12 protein-coding genes are annotated in these 15,622 nt (G+C 71.6%); 10 read left to right on the top strand and 2 right to left on the bottom strand.

Features of this window, described 5'->3' with window-relative positions; all coding sequences use genetic code 11:
- Positions 1–87 precede the first annotated feature (87 nt).
- Entirely contained in the window at positions 88–2,664 is a 2,577-nt protein-coding gene (pepN, locus tag ACWERV_RS17450; protein ID WP_452933677.1) for an aminopeptidase N, read from the bottom strand.
- Between the two features lie 234 nt (positions 2,665–2,898).
- A complete protein-coding gene (locus tag ACWERV_RS17445) occupies positions 2,899–3,435 on the bottom strand; it encodes an HNH endonuclease (RefSeq protein WP_031514630.1) in 537 nt (178 codons plus the stop codon).
- Positions 3,436–3,716: 281 nt separating this feature from the next.
- Between ACWERV_RS17445 and ACWERV_RS17440 the strand changes: the two genes are divergently transcribed.
- The 10 genes from ACWERV_RS17440 (at position 3,717) to ACWERV_RS17395 (ending at position 15,610) form a co-directional block, all read left to right on the top strand.
- Positions 3,717–4,766, top strand: coding sequence for a mechanosensitive ion channel family protein (locus ACWERV_RS17440; RefSeq protein ID WP_452933675.1), 1,050 nt, complete (start codon positions 3,717–3,719; stop codon positions 4,764–4,766).
- Between the two features lie 121 nt (positions 4,767–4,887).
- Positions 4,888–5,571 (top strand): hypothetical protein, encoded by a 684-nt coding sequence (locus ACWERV_RS17435; protein WP_398181495.1) that lies wholly within the window; start codon positions 4,888–4,890, stop codon positions 5,569–5,571.
- Between the two features lie 332 nt (positions 5,572–5,903).
- A complete protein-coding gene (locus ACWERV_RS17430; RefSeq protein ID WP_452933673.1) occupies positions 5,904–7,130 on the top strand; it encodes an ROK family transcriptional regulator in 1,227 nt (408 codons plus the stop codon).
- A gap of 125 nt (positions 7,131–7,255) precedes the next feature.
- Positions 7,256–8,587 (top strand): ABC transporter substrate-binding protein, encoded by a 1,332-nt coding sequence (locus ACWERV_RS17425; protein WP_452933671.1) that lies wholly within the window; start codon positions 7,256–7,258, stop codon positions 8,585–8,587.
- Complete coding sequence (locus ACWERV_RS17420; RefSeq protein WP_452933669.1) at positions 8,587–9,540, top strand: carbohydrate ABC transporter permease; 954 nt, start codon at positions 8,587–8,589, stop codon at positions 9,538–9,540. Before ACWERV_RS17425 ends, ACWERV_RS17420 begins: the two co-directional genes overlap by 1 nt.
- Before the next feature lie 90 nt (positions 9,541–9,630).
- The gene (locus ACWERV_RS17415; RefSeq protein WP_452933667.1) at positions 9,631–10,536 is read left to right on the top strand and encodes a carbohydrate ABC transporter permease; all 906 of its coding nucleotides are present in this window, start codon (positions 9,631–9,633) and stop codon (positions 10,534–10,536) included.
- The gene (locus ACWERV_RS17410) at positions 10,533–11,801 is read left to right on the top strand and encodes a 6-phospho-beta-glucosidase (RefSeq protein ID WP_452933665.1); all 1,269 of its coding nucleotides are present in this window, start codon (positions 10,533–10,535) and stop codon (positions 11,799–11,801) included. Before ACWERV_RS17415 ends, ACWERV_RS17410 begins: the two co-directional genes overlap by 4 nt.
- Positions 11,802–11,803: 2 nt before the next feature.
- The gene (locus ACWERV_RS17405) at positions 11,804–12,814 is read left to right on the top strand and encodes an N-acetylglucosamine kinase (RefSeq protein ID WP_398182134.1); all 1,011 of its coding nucleotides are present in this window, start codon (positions 11,804–11,806) and stop codon (positions 12,812–12,814) included.
- 284 nt (positions 12,815–13,098) lie between these two features.
- Positions 13,099–14,547, top strand: coding sequence for a hypothetical protein (locus tag ACWERV_RS17400; protein WP_452933663.1), 1,449 nt, complete (start codon positions 13,099–13,101; stop codon positions 14,545–14,547).
- 67 nt (positions 14,548–14,614) lie between these two features.
- Entirely contained in the window at positions 14,615–15,610 is a 996-nt protein-coding gene (locus tag ACWERV_RS17395; protein WP_452933662.1) for a glutamate ABC transporter substrate-binding protein, read from the top strand.
- Positions 15,611–15,622 lie beyond the last annotated feature (12 nt).

Here is a 15,622-nt window from a genome sequence, read left to right as displayed (position 1 = left end):
CGGTGACGTACCCGGCGCCCCGCCCGTAGCGGATCCACGGCGCGCAGCCTCCGGCCCCGGGGTGACGTACCCCGGGGCCGGCCGGGGTCAGTCCGTGGTGGACACCGCGTCCACCTCCTGGGCCCGCAGGGCGCGCTCGACGCCCGCGCGGCTCTCGATGACCAGGCGGCGCAGGGCCGGGGCCGGGTCGGCGGTGGCGAGCCAGGCGTCGGTCGTGTCCAGCGTCGCCTGCGAGACCTGGTGCGCCGGGTAGAGGCCGACGACGATCTGCTGGCCCATCTCGTTGCTGCGCTCGGCCCACACCTTCTTGATCGCGGCGAAGTACTTCTCCACGTAGGGCGCCGTCAGTTCGCGCTGGTCGGCCTGCGCGAAGCCGGCGATGACGGCCTCCTGCATGGCGTTGGGCAGCGTGTCGGACTCGACGACCGCCGACCAGACCGCGGCCTTGGCCTGCGCGGTCGGGAGGGCGGCGCGGGCGGCACCGGCGTGCTGCTCGCCCGCGGACGTCGGGTCGAGGGCGAGTTCGGCGGCGATGGCCTGCTCGTCGGCGCGACCGGTCGCGGCGAGCCGCAGCAGCAGCGTCCAGCGCAGGTCGGTGTCGATGGCGAGGCCCTCGTAGCCGGCCGAGCCGTCGAGCAGCCCGGCGAGCACGTCGAGCTGCTCGTCGGTGCGGGCGGTCGCGGCGAAGGTGCGGGCCCAGGCGAGCTGGTGGTCGCTGCCGGGCGCGGCGTCGGCGAGGTGCTGCTGCGCGGCGGCCGTCCAGGTGGCCAGTCCCGTCTCGCGCCAGGCCGGGTCGGCGTACAGGTCGAGGGCGAGCTTGACCTGGCGGTGCAGCGACTGCACCACGCCGATGTCGGTCTCCTTGCCGATGCCGTGCAGCACCAGCTCCAGGTAGTCGCGGGTGGCGACCTCGCCGTCGCGCGTCATGTCCCAGGCGGAGGCCCAGATCAGCGCGCGGGGCAGCGACTCGGTGAAGTCGCCGACGTGGTCGCGGACGACGGCGAGGGACTGCTCGTCGAGCCGGATCTTGGCGTAGGACAGGTCGTCGTCGTTGAGCAGCACCACGTCGGGGCGGCGGGCGCCGACGAGGTCGGGCACCTCGGTCAGCTCGCCGTCCACGTCCAGCTCGATGCGCCGGGTGCGGACCAGCGTGCCGTCCTGGAGGTCGTACGCGCCGACGGCGATGCGGTGCGGGCGCAGCACGGGCTCGCCCTTGGCCCCGGCGGGCAGTGCGGGCGCCTCCTGGCGGACGGCGAAGGACGTCACGACGCCCTCGGCGTCGACGGCGATCTCCGGGCGCAGCACGTTGATGCCCGCCGTCTCCAGCCAGGCCTTCGACCAGGCCTTCAGGTCGCGGCCCGAGGTCTCCTCCAGCGCGCCGAGCAGGTCGGCGAGGCGGGTGTTGCCCCAGGCGTGCCGCTTGAAGTAGGCCTGGACGCCGGTGAAGAACTCGTCCATCCCCACGTACGCCACGAGCTGCTTGAGCACCGAGGCGCCCTTGGCGTAGGTGATGCCGTCGAAGTTGACCTGCACGTCCTGGAGGTCGTTGATCTCCGCCATGATCGGGTGGGTCGAGGGCAGCTGGTCCTGCCGGTAGGCCCAGGTCTTCATGGTGTTGGCGAAGGTCGTCCAGGCGTGCGGCCAGGCGGAGCCGTCGGCGTGCGCGAGGCAGGCGATGGAGGTGTAGGTGGCGAACGACTCGTTCAGCCACAGGTCGTTCCACCACTCCATGGTGACCAGGTCGCCGAACCACATGTGCGCCAGCTCGTGCAGGATGGTCTCGGCGCGCACCTCGTAGGCGGCGTCGGTGACCTTGGAGCGGAAGACGTACTGGTCGCGGATCGTCACCGCCCCGGCGTTCTCCATGGCGCCCGCGTTGAACTCGGGCACGAACAGCTGGTCGTACTTGGCGAACGGGTATCCGAAGTCGAACTTCTCCTGGAACCAGTCGAAGCCGATCCGGGTGACCTCGAAGATGGCTTCGGCGTCGAGGTGCTCGGCGAGCGAGGGGCGGCAGTAGACGCCCAGCGGGACGCTGCGGCCGTCGCCCTCCCAGCTGCTGTGCACCGAGGTGTAGGGGCCGACGATCAGCGCCGTGATGTACGACGAGATCCGCGGGGTCGGCTCGAAAGACCAGACTCCGTCGGACGACGGCTCGGGCGTCGGCGAGTTCGACACCACCGTCCAGCCCTGGGGGGCCTTGACCGTGAAGGTGAAGGTGCCCTTCAGGTCGGGCTGCTCGAAGACGGCGAAGACCCGGCGCGAGTCGGGCACCTCGAACTGGGTGTAGAGATACGCCTGCTTGTCCACCGGGTCGACGAAGCGGTGCAGGCCCTCACCGGTGTTGGTGTAGGCGCAGTCCGCGACGACCACCAGTTCGTTGCGCCCGCCGGGCAGCCACTCCAGGGCGATCCGCGAGTCCTTGAACACCTCCGCCGGGTCGAGCGGCGCTCCGTTGAGCACCACCTCGTGCACCTCCGGCGCCACCAGGTCGATGAAGCTCGTGCCACCGTCGCCCGCGACGTCGAAGACCACCTTGCTCCGTGACCGGAACGTCCCCCCCTCCTGGGCCCCCGTCAGGTCCAGTTCGATCTCGTAGCCGTCCACAGTCAGCAGACCCGCCCGCTGCTGCGCCTCCTCGCGCGTGAGGTTCGTACCAGGCACGGTGGCCCAACTCCTTCTCGTCAGGTGAGACAGCCATCCTCGCACGCGACCCGTTCACCCCGCGGAACCGCTGTGGACAACTCCGGTGCCGCCGTCAGCGGACATGGCGTCGCGCAGAACAGGACATCACGGCAGGACGGTACGATCACCCTCCGTGACGTGGTGCGCGTGCGGCGTCACGGGGTGGCCCACCGGGTGGCGGTGGGCACCCCGTGACACACGAAGGCCCGGATCTCAGGCCGATATGCCGTCGATCCGGGCCAGGGCGTCATCCGCGCCGAAGGGTTGCAGATATGGCAGCCACCGCGGGTCCCGGTGGCCGGTGCCGATGATGCGCCAGGCCAGTCCGGTGGGCGGTGCGGGTTGATGGCGCAGCCGCCAGCCGAGCTCGGCGACGTGGCGGTCGGCCTTGACGTGGTTGCAGCGGCGGCAGGCGGCCACCACGTTCTCCCAGGCGTGCTGGCCGCCGCGGCTGCGCGGGATCACATGGTCGACACTGGTGGCGGCCCCGCCGCAGTAGGCGCAGCGGCCGCCGTCGCGGGCGAAGAGGGCCCTGCGGGTGAGCGGAACGGTGCCGCGGAAAGGGACGCGGACGAATTTGGTCAGTTTGACGACACTGGGCGCTGGCAGAGCCTGTGTCTCGCTGTGCAGGTAGGCGCCGGATTCCTCAAGGCACACGGCCTTGTTGTTGAGCACGAGGACAAGCGCACGGCGGAGCGGTACGACGCCGAGCGGCTCGTACGACGCGTTCAGGACCAGGACATGCGGCACGTATGCCTCCTTTAACGCCGGCGGCGCGTGGCTCGCGCCGGGACGATCTGTCTCAGTCTCTCCGGAAGGCGGGGCGAGGCGCCACCATGCCCGGGTAACGGAGCGGAAGTGTTTTGGACCACACCGAACCTCCCCGACAGGCGCCGCTCCCCTGGTTATCCCCCCTTCTTCCCCCATTTTCTCCCCCGCCGGACGCCTTTCCGCCCCTCGGACGGGACAACGGAACGGCATCGGTCCTTCGTTACTGTGGATGCTTCGAAACACTCCGGAGGTCTCCGCCCGTGTCCACCGCGACGCCCCCACCCGCCGCCCCCCTCGACTCCGTCTCCCAGACCGCCTCGCAGGCCGGGAGCTGGGTCGACGACAACTGGGCCGGATGGCTGAGCGCGGGCCTGCGGATCGTGCTGATCCTGGTCATCGCGATAGCGCTGCGCACCATCGTCCGGCGCACGATAAGCAAGCTCATCGAGCGGATGAACCGCGGCGCCGAGGCCGCGGCGGCGACCGCGCTGGGCGGGCTGCTGGTCAACGCCGAGCGGCGGCGGCAGCGCAGCGAGGCCATCGGCTCGGTGCTGCGCAGCGTGGCGTCCTTCCTGATCCTGGGCACCGCGGCGCTCACCGTGCTGTCGGTGCTGCGGATCGATCTGGCCCCGCTGCTGGCCAGCGCGGGGGTCGCCGGTGTCGCGATCGGTTTCGGCGCGCGCAACCTGGTGACGGACTTCCTGTCCGGCGTGTTCATGATCCTGGAGGACCAGTACGGCGTCGGCGACGTCATTGACGCGGGCGTGGCGAGCGGCACGGTCGTCGAGGTGGGCCTGCGGGTGACCAAGCTGCGCGGCGACAACGGCGAGATCTGGTACGTCCGCAACGGCGAGGTCAAGCGGATCGGCAACCTCAGCCAGGGCTGGGCGACGGCCGCGGTGGACGTCCAGGTGGGCGCGGGGGCCGACCTCACGCGGGCACGCACGGTGATCACCGAGACCGCGGACGTCATGGGCAAGGAGGACCCCTGGGACGAGTACCTGTGGGAGCCGGTGAAGATGCTGGGCCTGGAGTCGGTGGGCCCGGAGTTCTCGGTGATACAGCTCCAGGCCAAGACCATGCCGGGCAAGGCCGCGCCGGTCGCCCGCGAGCTGCGCTGGCGGATCAAGCAGGCCTTCGACCGTGAGGGCATCCCGCTGTCCGGCGGCGCCCCCGCCGCAACCGTGACCGACCCCGCGGCCGACGCCGCCGAGGGCGCCCCGATGCCGCCCGGCGCCGACGAGAGCGCCCCGCCGCCCGCGGGCCAGCGCCCCACGGCCGTGCCGTCGCCGGCGTCCGGCGAGGACTGAGCCGGCCCGCTCCGGACGCGGGCGCGAACCGGTCCTCGACCGCCGGTGAGGACCGAGCCCGCCTTTTCCGCGGCACCGGCGTCCGGCGGGCGGCGGAAATCCCACCTCGCGCGCGTCCGAAATGACCGGCCGTTCGGGATTTGACAAGATCGCCGACGCCTTCGCTACCCTGCTCCGGCTTGAACCAAGTCACCCGCGTGCCGCACCGGCACGCGGGCCGGAATCGGGGGTTCCTATTTCCACTCGGAAAATTCTGGCCGCCCTGGTCATCGCGTCCGCGGCGTTCACTCTCGCCGCCTGCGGACCCGACGACCCGGTGGCCGACGACACCGGCAGCCCGACCGCGGGGGCCGGCAATGCCGCCACACCCAAGGCACCTAAGGCGACAGCGGCGGGCGAGGACCACAATTCCTGCCCGACCCTGGCGCCGGGCCATTCCTACATCTGGGTCAACAACGTGGAGGGCGCGATGAACAACGTCATCGCGCGCGAAGCGAAGGCCTCGTGCGATCCGACGATGAACGAGGGCGCGGCCTACCACCCGGTGGGCGCGCTCAAGACCTACGCGCTCTCGCTCAGCGCGAAGATCACGATCCTCGGGGAGAAGGGGCCCGAGAAGCGCGGGGCCACGGAAGGCCCGGAAACGGGAATCGCGCACGTGAAATCGTGCGCCGACCCGAACGGTGACACCTGGGACGGCGGCCAGGCCCAGAAGTCCAAGGAATTCTGCTACGGCCAGAACTACTACGACGTCGTCCTGGACGGCAGCACGATCACGGAGATGACGGAGCTCTACGGCTCCTGATCCCGGCCGGAGAGCCCGTTCTCCGGACCCGTGACCCGTACGCGCCCGGCCGCCGGAGAGCCCGTTCTCCGGATCCGTGGCCGTGACCGCTCAGCCGCCGGAGAAGCCCGTTCTCCGGACCCGTGACCCGTACACGCTCAGCCGCCGGAGAGCCCGTTCTCCGGACCCGCGTCCGCTCGCCGCCGGGGGGCCCGTACCCCGGCCGCGGAGGCGGCGGCCGCGCCGGTAACGACTTGGCCGACTCCCCCGCGCATCCCTTGACGCTCCGCCGACGCCGGGCCTACCTTGACGTCCACCGATAGGAAGGTTTCCTAACAGTGAACTGAGGGAGGATGGCGCGCATGGCTGGCACCCCTGGCACCCCGCGCGTGTTGCGCGCCATGAACGACCGCGCCGCGCTCGACCTCCTGCTGGAGCACGGCACCCTCTCCCGCACCCGGATCGGCAAACTCACCGGCCTGTCCAAGCCGACGGCCTCGCAGCTGCTGGCCCGTCTGGAAGCGGCCGGACTGGTGCTCGCCACCGGCACCACCGCGGGCCACCCCGGGCCGAACGCGCAGCTCTACTCGGTCAACCCGGCAGCCGCCTACGTCGCGGGCCTGGACGTGACGACCGAGCGTATCCGGGCCGCGGTCGCCGACATCACCGGCCGCACCGTGGGCTCCTTCCGGCTGCCCACCCCGCGCCGCCGGTCCGGGGGCGCCGTCGAGCAGGTCGTCGCGGCACTGGACGGCGCCGTGAAGGCCGCCGGGCTCAGCCGCCCCGACGTGCACCGCGCGGTCATCGGCACCCCGGGCGCCTTCGACCCCAGCACCGGGCGGCTGCGCTACGCCAGCCACCTGCCCGGCTGGCACTCCCCCGCGCTGCTGGACGAGCTGGCCGCAGCCCTGCCGATGCCGCTCGACTACGACAACGACGTGAACCTCGCCGCCGTCGCCGAGCAGCGTGTCGGCGCCGCCCGCGGCCACGACGACTTCGTCCTGCTGTGGAACGAGGAGGGCATCGGCGCCGCCCTCATGATCAACGGCCGGCTGCACCGCGGCTGGACCGGCGGCGCGGGCGAGGTCGGCTTCCTGCCCGTGCCCGGCACCCCGCTGGTCCGCAACGTCACCCGGGCCAACAACGGCGGCTTCCAGGAGCTGGCCGGCTGCAACGCGGTGCTGCGCAACGCCCGCGAGCTGGGCCTGGAGATCCCCGACGCCCCGCTCCCGGACGCCGCCGCAATGGTGCTCGGCAAGGCCGCGGCCGTGCACGAGGAGTGCGAGCAGGCCGCCGACGGCCCGTACGCCGAGCTGCTGGCGCGCTGCGCCACCGGGATGGCGGTCGGCCTCGCCTCGCTGGTGGCCGTCGTCGACCCGGAGCTGATCGTGCTGGCCGGGAACGTCGCCGTCGCGGGCGGCGAGCCGCTGCGCGCCCTCATCCAGTCCGAGCTGGCCGAACTCGCGGTGCCCCGGCCCCGGCTGGTGCTGGGCACCGTGGAGATGCACCCCGTCCTGACCGGCGCGCTGGAAAGCGCCCTCGCCACGACCCGCGACGAGGTGTTCGACACCTCACGCTGAGCCCCCGTACACCCCGACCCGTCCACCCGCACCATCCGCAGCGGAACGGCACCCCGCCGTCCCGGCGGCACCGCACACCCTCGACCGGCCCCGACCGGCCGCAGAACCCCCGGAGGTAGAGAGCAGTGACCCGTATCCGCAAGGCCGCGGCCGCCGTGGCGGCGAGCGCCGCGATTGCCCTGCTCGCGAGCGCGTGCACCGGCCAGAGCACCACCTCGGCCGACGACGACGCCGGCAAGGACGTCACGATCACCTTCTGGCACGGGTGGACGGCCCCCAACGAGCTGAAAGCCATCAACGACAACGTCGCCCGCTTCGAGAAGACGCACCCCAACATCCACGTCAAGGTGCAGGGCAACATCACCGACGACAAGATCAACCAGGCGCTGCGGGCCGGCGGCGACAAGGCCCCGGACGTCGTGTCGTCCTTCACCACCGACAACGTCGGGCAGTTCTGCTCCTCGGGCACCTTCGCCGATCTCGCGCCCTTCCTGAAGAAGTCGGCGATCGACCCCGAGACGACCTTCCCCAAGCCGATGCTGGAGTACACCCAGTTCCAGGGCAAGCGCTGCACCCTGCCGCTGCTCGGCGACGCGTACGGCCTCTACTACAACAAGAAGGAATTCGCCGCGGCCGGCATCACGGCGCCGCCGAAGACCCTCAGCGAGTTCAAGGACGACGCCGTCAAGCTCACCAAGGCCTCCGGCGACAGCTACACCCAGCTCGGTTTCATGCCGGACTTCCACGGCTACGAGTCCACCCCGGGCCACTTTGCCGCGCAGTGGGGCGTGAAGTACTTCGACGCGGACGGCAAGTCGCAGATCGCCAAGGACCCCGGATTCGCCGCGATGTTCACCTGGCAGCAGGAGATGGTCAAGGCGCTCGGCGGCTTCTCCAAGCTGGAGAAGTACCGCTCCGGTTTCGGTGACGAGTTCGGCGCCAAGAACCCGCTGCACACCGGTCAGGTCGCGATGGGCATCGACGGCGAGTGGCGGCTCGGCATGGCCAAGGACGCCGGCATGAACGACCTCGCGGTCGCGCCCTTCCCGGTGCCCGACGACCAGGCCGACACGTACGGCAAGGGCTACCTGAGCGGCACCGTCATCGGTGTCGCCAACACCAGCGCGAAGAAGAACGCCGCCTGGGAGCTGGTGAAGTTCATGACCACCGACACCGACGCGGTCGTGTCCTTCGCCAACGCCATCCACAACGTGCCGTCCACGCTCGCCGCCCTGAAGTCCCCGAAGCTGGACCAGGACCCGGGCTTCAAGACCTTCCTCGACATCGCGCAGAACCCGAACAGCACCACCACCCCGCCGAGCGTCAACGGCGGCGCCTACCAGGTGACGCTGCAGGACTTCGGCTACTCCTACGAGTCGGGCAAGGCCAAGGACCTCACCGCCGGTCTGCGGGGTGTCGACACGCAGGTCGACAAGGACATCGCGCAGGCCCAGTGATGAGCGCCGCCGTCCACCCCCTGCTGAAGGCCCGGCGCCGCAAGGCGGCGCTGCGCAACCTCGCCTTCCTGTCCCCGTGGATCATCGGGTTCAGCGTCTTCTTCGCCTACCCGCTGGTCTCCACCGTCTACTTCTCCTTCATGCACTACAACGGCGTCAACCCGCCGACGTGGAGCGGCACGAAGAACTGGACGTACGTCTTCCGCGACTACCCGTTCTTCTGGCCGGCGCTGCGCAACACGCTGTGGCTGGTGGTCGTGATGGTCACGCTGCGGGTCGTCTTCGGCCTCGGCGTCGGCCTGCTGATCACCAAGATCAAGACCGGCGCGGGCTTCTTCCGCACCGCGTTCTACCTGCCCTACCTGGCCCCGCCGGTCGCCGCGACCATGGCGTTCGTCTTCCTCCTCAACCCCGGTACGGGCCCGGTCAACCACATCCTCGGCGACCTCGGCGTCGCCACCCCGGGCTGGTTCACCGACCCGCACTGGTCCAAGCCTGCGCTGACGATCCTCGCGGTGTGGGGCATCGGCGACCTGATGGTCATCTTCATGGCCGCGCTGCTCGACGTGCCCAAGGAGCAGTACGAGGCCGCCGAGCTGGACGGCGCAGGCGCGTGGTCGCGCTTCCGCTACGTGACGCTGCCCAACATCTCGCCGATCGTGATGTTCGCGGTGGTCACCGGGGTCATCCAGACCATGCAGTACTACACGCAGCCGCTGGTGGCGGGGAAGGTCGCGTCCGGCATCATCGGCAACTCGGGCCAGCAGTTCGAGCCCGGCTACCCCGACAAGTCGACGCTGACCCTGCCCCAGCTGGTCTACGAGCGCGGCTTCCAGCGCTTCGACTACGGCTCCGCGTGCGTCATCGCGCTCGTCCTCTTCGTGCTCTCGATGGCCTTCACCGCGCTGCTGATGCGGCGGCGCAACGGATTCCTGACGGCGCATGAGGACTGACGATCGAGCGGCCGGAGTGGCCGGCCGAGGCACGCGGCCGTCCGCGCAGGGCGCGAGAAGGAAGGCCGACCAGAAAAGGAGGACTGAGCCATGACCCACGCAACGCTCACCGCCCCCGCCGCCCAGGCCCCGAGCCGACCGGCGGACGCGCGGGCCCGGCGCACCGCGCGCCGCAAGGCGCGGCTGAACTGGATCGCGGTGCACGCCCTCGGCATCGCCGCCGCCGCGTTCTTCGTGCTGCCCTTCGTCTTCGTCTTCCTCACCGCGGTGATGACGGACAACCAGGCCCTCACCCGGGACCTGTGGCCGCACACCTGGCAGTGGTCCAACTTCAGCACCGTGTGGCACACGCCGGGCTTCCTGACCTGGTGGCGCAACACCCTGATCTACGCCGTCGTCGGCACCACGCTGACGGTCGTGTCGTCGCTGCCGGTGGCGTACGCGCTCGCCAAGTTCCGCTTCCGCGGGCGCAACCTGGTGATGGTGCTGGTCATCTCCACGATGATGCTGCCGCCACAGGTGATCGTCATCCCGATGTACCTGTTCTGGACCAAGCAGCTGGGCCTGGACGGCACGCTGTGGCCGCTCATCATCCCGATGGCCTTCGGCGACGCCTTCACGATCTTCCTGCTGCGGCAGTTCCTGCTGACCATCCCGAAGGAGTACACCGAGGCCGCCAGGGTCGACGGCTGCGGTGAACTGCGCACCCTCATCCGGGTGATCATCCCGATGATCCGGCCGGCGATCGCCGCCGTCGCGCTCTTCCAGTTCTTCTACTGCTGGAACGACTACTTCGGTCCGCAGATCTACGCCAGCTCCAATCCGGCTGCCTGGACGCTCAGTTACGGGCTGGAGTCCTTCAAGGGGGCGCACCACACCAACTGGAACCTGACCATGGCCGCGACCGTTCTGGTGATGGCGCCGGTGATCGTGGTCTTCTTCTTCGCGCAAAAGGCCTTCATCGAAGGCGTGACCCTGACGGGAGTCAAGGGATGAAACTGGCAGTCGTGGGCGGCGGGTCCACGTACACCCCCGAGCTGATCGACGGGTTCGCGCGGCTGCGCGACACCCTGCCCGTCGAGGAGCTGGCGCTGATCGACCCGGACGCGCACCGCCTGGAACTGGTCGGCGGGCTGGCCCGGCGGATCTTCGCCAAGCAGGGGCACCCGGGCCGCATCGTCACCACCTCCGACCTCGCGGCCGGCGTCGAGGGCGCCGACGCGGTGCTGCTCCAGCTGCGGGTCGGCGGGCAGGCCGCGCGCAACCAGGACGAGACCTGGCCGCTGGAGTGCGGCTGCGTCGGCCAGGAGACGACCGGCGCGGGCGGCCTCGCCAAGGCGATGCGCACGGTGCCGGTGGTGCTGGACATCGCCGAGCAGGTGCGCCGGCTCGCACCCGAGGCGTGGATCATCGACTTCACCAACCCGGTCGGCATCGTCACCCGGGCCCTGCTCCAGGCCGGCCACCGCGCGGTCGGGCTGTGCAACGTGGCCATCGGCTTCCAGCGCCGCTTCGCCGCCCGCCTCGGCGTGGCGCCCGAGCAGGTGCACCTCGACCACGTCGGCCTCAACCACCTGACGTGGGAGCGCGCGGTGCGCATCGGCGGCCCCGGCGGCGAGGACGTGCTGCCGAAGCTGCTGTCCGAGCACGGCGACGACATCGCCGCCGACCTGCACCTGCCGCGCCCGGTCCTGGACCGCCTCGGCGTCGTCCCCTCGTACTACCTGCGCTACTACTACGCGCACGACGAGGTGGTGCGCGAGCTGCGGACCACCCCGTCGCGGGCCTCGCAGGTCGCCGCGATGGAGAAGGAGCTGCTGGAGATGTACGGCGACCCGGCGCTGGACGAGAAGCCCGAGCTGCTCGCCAAGCGCGGCGGCGCCTTCTACTCCGAGGCCGCGGTGGCACTGGCCGCCTCCCTGCTGCGGCCCACGGCCGAGGGGGACGTGCAGGTGGTCAACACCTACAACAACGGCACCCTGCCCTTCCTCGCCGACGACGCCGTCATCGAGGTCCCGGCCACGGTGGGCCCGCAGGGCGCGCAGCCGCTGCCCGTCCCGCCGCTGGAGCCGCTCTTCGCCGGGCTGGTGGCGAACGTGACGGCGTACGAGGACCTGGCTCTCGACGCCGCCCTGCGCGGCGGCCGCGACCGCGTCTTCACCGCGCTGCTCGCCCACCCGCTGGTCGGCCAGTACGACCTGGCCGAGCAGCTGACCGACCGTCTCGTCGCGCACAACCGGGAGCACTTCGCGTGGGCCTGACCATGGGGCCGCCGCTCGTCCCCGGCGGGGTCCTCGCCGTCGACGCGGGCAACAGCAAGACCGACGTGGCGCTCGTCGCCGCCGACGGACGGGTGCTCGGCGCCGCCCGCGGCGGCGGCTTCCAGCCCCCCGTGGTCGGCGTGGAGCCCGCGGTGGGCGAACTGGCCGCGATCGTACGGCGGGCGGCGGCCGACGCCGGATTCACCCTCGGACCGGACGGCGCCGACGACGGGCGGCCGCTCGCCGCGTACACCTCGGCGTGCCTGGCCAACGCCGACCTGCCGGTCGAGGAACAGCAGCTGGAGGCGGCCGTGCACGCGCGCGGCTGGGCGCTCACCACCCGGGTGGCCAACGACACCTTCGCGATCCTGCGGGCCGGTGTCGACGAGCCGCGCGGGGTGGCGGTGGTGTGCGGCGCGGGCATCAACTGCGTCGGCATGCTGCCCGACGGGCGCACCGCCCGCTTCCCCGCCATAGGCAAGATCTCCGGTGACTGGGGCGGCGGTTCGGGCCTCGCCGACGAGGCGCTGTGGTACGCCGCACGCGCCGAGGACGGCCGCGGCGAACCCACCGAACTGGCCCGCACCCTGCCCGCGCACTTCGGCCTCGGCTCGATGTACGCGCTCATAGAGGCGCTGCACCTGGGCACGCTGGAGGCGGAGCGCAAGTACGAGCTGACGCCCGTGCTCTTCGCGACCTCCGACGCGGGCGACCCGGTGGCCCGGTCCATCCTGGCCCGGCAGGCCGACGAGATCACCGCGCTCGCGGTGGTGGCCCTCGGCCGGCTGGGGCTGCTCGACGAGGAGGCCGACGTGGTGCTGGGCGGCGGCGTGATGAGCGCGCGCAACCCGTACCTGATGGACGCCCTCGCCGAACGGCTCACCGCGCGCGCCCCCAAGGCCCGCACCCGGGTGGTGACCGCGCCGCCCGTACTGGGCGCGGCCCTGCTCGGCCTGGACCAGCTGGCCGCGCCGCCCGAGGCGCACGCCGCGCTGCGCGCCCACTACGCCTGACCCGCGCCCCGCGCCCCGCCCCCGTACGGCTTGACACGTGCCGTACGGGCGCGGGGCGCGGCTGCGTACGGTGGGGGCGAACACGGCCACGGGGCGCGGGGGGTGCGGGCCGTACCGCGCGGGCGGGAACCGAACCCGGACGGCGCGCGTGTGATCGGTCGGGGGCGGGTAGTGACCGGGCAAGATCACACAGCCGCTGGAGCTATCCGGGCGGCTGCGGCCATACTGGGCGCCTACAGCGCAGACGTGCCGGCTCGTGGCACGCCGGAATCGGGGGAGGGTACGTGACGCACACGCCGACGGGCAGTCAGATTCCCGACGCGCGCGGGGGCGTCCAGGTGCCCGCGCCGCGCGGGGGCGGGGCGCCCGCCGCGCCGTCTGCGCCGCCCCCGCGGCGGCACGGCTGGGCGGAGGTCAGCACCCGGGCCAGGGACGCCGCCACGACCGAGCCGGGCCGGCTGCGCATCATCGGCGCGGCGCTCGCGGTGCTGGTCGTCGCCTTCGGTGTGGCCACGGCCTGGCAGGTCAACGACCGTGCGCAGGCCGCCGACAACGTCGTCTCGCACAGCGCGCCGCTGAGCGCCACCGCCGCCGAGATCTACCGCTCGCTCGCCGACGCCGACGCGACCGTGACCGCCGGGTTCCTGGTCAGCGGTCCGCAGCCGGAAGAGGTGGCGGAGCAGTACCAGAAGGACATCGACACCGCCTCCAAGCTCATCACCGACGCCGCCGCCAACAGCCGGCAGTCCCCCGAGGCGCAGGCGCAGATAGCCAGTCTCAACAAGCAACTGCCCACCTACACCTCGCTGGTGGCGACCGCCCTGGCCGACAACCGGCTGGGCCTGCCGATCGGCGGCGCCTATCTGCGGTACGCCAACCAGCAGATGCGCCAGCACGGCGGCCTGCTGGACGCGGCCAACAGCCTCTACACGATCGAGAACGGCCGCCTCGCGCACGACTACACGCAGGCCAAGTCGCTGCCGTACGTCTCGTGGGCGCTCGGCGTGCTGGCGCTCGGCGCGCTGGCCTGGGCGCAGCGCCGCCACTACCGGCGCACCAACCGGGTGTTCAACCAGGGCATGCTGGCGGCGACGGCGGCCACCGCGGTGCTGCTGCTGTGGCTCGCGGCCGGGCACACGGTCGCGCGCACCCAGCTGGAGAACTCCTCGGCGCACGGCGCCCGTTCCGTCCAGGTGCTCAACAACGCCCGGATCCTGGTCCTCCAGGCCCGCGGCGACGAGAACCTGACCCTGGTGGCGCGCGGCTCGGGCGACGCGTACGAGAAGAGCTACACCAAGGACATGACCGACCTCACGACCGGCGACCCCGCCAAGCACGTGCCCGGCGACCTGCCCGAGGCGCTGCGGCTCGCCAACGACGCGGACGGGCGCAAGGCGGTCAACGCGGCGATCGACAGCGTGCAGCAGTGGCGCACGCTGCACGGAACGGAACGGACCAAGGACGACAGCGGCGACTACGCCACCGCCGTCGCCGACGTCATCGGCAAGGACGCCAAGGGCAACAAGGTGTCGCCGTCGACCGCCGACCACTTCGACGACGCCGACCGTGCCCTGGGCCGGGCGGTCGCCCACGAGCAGGACGAATTCCACCAGGCGGCCACCAGCGGGCGCGACGCGCTGACGCTGCTGCCGGTCGGCGCCGGGGTCCTCGCGGTCCTGGGCGCGGCGGGCGCGCTGCTCGGCATCGGCCGGCGGCTGTCGGAGTACCGGTGAGGGGGCCGGGAGGGCGATGGCCGCGCGGCGGACGCGAAGGACGGGAGGGACAGCGGTGAGGTTGACGGTGCGAGCACATCGGCACGGCTGGGGCGGTGTCGCGGGCATGGCACTGGCGTGCACGCTCGCCGTCGCCGGCACCCTGGTCCCGCTGCGGGACGACACGGCGCCCGTGCAGGCCCGCAGCTCCGGCCCGGCGGTCCGGGCGGACTACGCGTCCGCCGCGGACTGCACCGACTCCCGGGTCCCCAGCCTGAGCCCGGCGAGCGGCAGCCTCGACGGCCCCACCGTGGAGGCGATCAAGAAGCGCGGCAGGCTGCGGGTCGGCGTCGACCAGAACAGCTACCTGTGGGGCTTCCGCGACCCCGCCACGGGCCAGTTCGCCGGTTTCGACATCGACCTCGTCAAGGCCATCGCGAAGGACATCCTCGGCAACGAGAACGCGGTCCAGTACCTGACCGTGCCCACCAACAAGCGCATCGAGAAGATCCAGAAGGGCGACGTCGACATGGTCGTCCGCACCATGACGATCAGCTGCGAGCGGGCGGAGGATGTCGCCTTCTCCGCCCCCTACTTCTCCGCCGGCCAGCAGATCCTCAGCGCCGAGCCGGACATCACCGGCTACAACGACTCGCTGAAGGGCAAGACGGTCTGCACCGCGTCCGGCTCCACCGGCGAGGACGTGCTCGACAAGAAGATGGCCACCTCCCCCGCCTCGCTGGCCCAGCCGGACCCGCGGCACGGGGCCAAGGCGGTGCTCACCCCCGCCAACCAGCTGGACTGCCTCGTGCTGCTCCAACTGCACCAGGCCGACGCGGTCTTCACCGACAACGCGCTCGCCGCCGGCCAGGCCGCCCAGGACCCGACCGTGAGCCTCAAGGGCGGGCCCGTCACCGTCGAGCCGTACGGTGTGGCCATGAAGCTGGGCGACGACGACCTGGTACGGCGGGTCAACAAGGTGCTCGCCGCCTACATCGCGGACGGCCGCTGGGCCGCCGCGTACCACAAGTGGCTGGTGTCCGAACTGCCGAACATGGCACCGCCGTCGCCGCTGTACAAGTAGACCCGGGCAGCC

The sequence above is a fragment of the Streptomyces sp. NPDC004031 genome (genome assembly GCF_053604375.1).
The sequence above is the reverse complement of the archived record's forward strand: the minus strand, read 5'-3'. Positions and strand labels throughout refer to the sequence as shown.